Source organism: Candidatus Nitrotoga sp. BS, from assembly GCF_927797785.1.
Taxonomy (GTDB): domain Bacteria; phylum Pseudomonadota; class Gammaproteobacteria; order Burkholderiales; family Gallionellaceae; genus Nitrotoga.
In genome coordinates this window covers 1-2,379 of the sequence record NZ_CAKMLL010000081.1, presented here as the reverse complement: position 1 = coordinate 2,379, position 2,379 = coordinate 1, and the positions used below count along the sequence as shown (strand labels likewise).

Annotated in this window: 2 protein-coding genes; both read right to left on the bottom strand. The window is 47.0% G+C overall.

The genetic code is table 11. The features are described 5' to 3' along the window. Positions 1 to 52 precede the first annotated feature (52 nt). Entirely contained in the window at positions 53 to 1,300 is a 1,248-nt protein-coding gene (locus MJ769_RS10615) for an FGGY-family carbohydrate kinase (protein WP_239237100.1), read from the bottom strand. Positions 1,301 to 1,451: 151 nt separating this feature from the next. Next, on the bottom strand, positions 1,452 to 2,000 hold the full coding sequence (gene ppa / locus MJ769_RS10610) for an inorganic diphosphatase (protein ID WP_239237099.1): 549 nt from the start codon (positions 1,998 to 2,000) through the stop codon (positions 1,452 to 1,454). Between the last annotated feature and the right edge of the window lie 379 nt (positions 2,001 to 2,379).

Genomic DNA, 2,379 nt, shown 5'->3' with positions numbered 1-2,379 from the left:
TGAGACAGGCACCATTGTTATTAGTTCCATTAATTACGGTTCACTACACTAGTTACAATCCACGCTTGGCCAACAGGGCCGCGCCGCGGGCAGATTCAGTGTGTTTCGCTACCGACAGTGGCACATCTAACAAGCGTTCGCGTATTTTTCCCCACACTTTATTTTTCGTTCCGCCGCCGACGGTGGTAACGGATTTTAGTGAGCTTGAGCCAAGCTCAGTCAGCTTGGTGTAACCCGCCGCTTCGATGCGGCTTAAGCCTTGCAGCAGACCGTGCAGGAACAGTACATCGTCCGCAGGACGCGGGGTAAGAAGTGGCACCTTGGTGGGATCGTTAATTGGAAAGCGTTCGCCAGGCCGCGGCAACGGATAGTAGTCAAGACGGCTATCAGTGGCCGGATCAATGTGCTGGCTGAGCGCATCGATTTGCAGATCGCCAAAATATTGCCTTAGCACGCCGCCGCCAGCGTTGGACGCACCGCCAGCCAACCATAAATCACCAAAACGATGACTGTATATGCCATATTGCGCTGCTTCTACCCGTTGCTCCGAAAGCAGCTTGAGCACTATGGTCGTGCCAAGCGAAGTGACAGCCGAGCCGGCTTCATGCATGCCTGAAGCAATAAAAGCGGCAATACTGTCAGTCGTGCCCGCATGTACCGTGCACGCTGGGTTAATCTTGAAATGCTGTGCCACAAATGAGCTGATATTAGTGATGCCGACGCCAGGGGCGACAACTTGCGGAAGAAAATGGGCGTGCGGCAAACTCTTAATCCAATCCGGCCAGCATAGACGCTCTGCGTCATAGCCGCTCTTGAGCGCATTATGATAGTCGCTGACGCCAGCTAGCCCGGTAAGCAGCGCAGCAAGCCAATCCGCCTGATGCAGAAAGTACGCAACGTTTGAAAGTTCGGTGTGCCTTGTCAACCACAGGAATTTGGCTAATCCTGAGCTTGCACTGCAAACAATGTGGTCCGGTGGGGCAAGCTGTTTTAGTTGTTCCGATTCTGCTTGTGCTCGACTATCGAAGTAGAGCAAAGCGGGAGTAGTTGGCTCCAACTCTTCATCACACAATAATACTGTGGCAGAAGTAGCAGCAATAGCAATGCTTTGTAATTCAGCTGCAACAGTTGCGGGTAGACGTTTAAGTAGTGTATGCAGTGCTTCACGCCAATTCAGATGACTTTGTAAAGCAGCATTAGGATAGCAAATGTGATCTTCATGAATAATAGTCTCGGCTATGTCCACAACACAAACGCGTGCCCCGGATGTGCCAAAGTCCAGACCGAGATAAAAATCCATGTGGTAACTTAATAAGTAACAAAGTTAACGTAAAGTTAAAAAATGCCATCTATCAATACAAAATCTTAACAAAAGATATAGTCCAACTCTTTTTGATGACTACCTTAAACGAAACTAAATTTCGTTTACTAATTTATTTAATAGCGTTTATTTAGAACATCGGTTTGTTCTCGGCTGACTTATAGCACTTGACCCCACTCAATATCTCCGCCTTGGCTTCCTTGACCCCGACCCAGCCATCTATCTTGACCCATTTGCCTACTTCCAGGTCTTTATAGTGAGCAAAGAAATGCGAGATTTGTGAAGTTATAAGTTCCGGCAAGTCAGCATGCGACTTTATTTTGCTGTATAGACTGCATAACTTGTCAACGGGCACAGCCAGTATTTTGCCATCCTCGCCAGCTTCGTCAGTCATCTTCAACATGCCCAATGGTCTACAGCGAACCACCACACCAGTAAGGAGCGGTACGGGTGAGAGCACAAGTACATCTACTGGATCCCCGTCTTCCGACAACGTATGCGGAATATAACCGTAGTTACATGGATAATGCATTGCCGTGGACATGAAACGATCCACAAACATGGCGCCGGTTTCCTTGTCCACTTCATATTTGACGGGATCAGCATTCATGGGTATTTCTATGATGACGTTAAAATCATTGGGAAGGTCACGACCAGAAGTTACTCGATCTAGATTCATTTCTATTCCTAGCTAAAAAAATCTCATTATACCCGTGAGTCCGGCAGATCAACCAGCCTAAGCCTTATCAAGCCATTTGCGCTGTCTCAATTTTTCTTCGAGCCATCAGCCAAAAACAGTCGAGTTGCTTAAGCGTTTTAAAAAACTGTGAATTCCATACGATGTTTGTGCCGTTTGACACAGAGAGCTGCGGCGATTTTCCCTACGTAAATGCTACGGAAGCCTCAAATGTTTGATTTACTGTCTTTAACCTTGCTTTCACTAAAGCATCTAGAGTAGATTGTCAAAAAAACGGATGTACAGCGTTTTCTGCTTTAGCAAAAGTTACTAGTGTAGTGCGCCATTCTGTTTGGAACTTAATCGACTGTTGGCACGAATG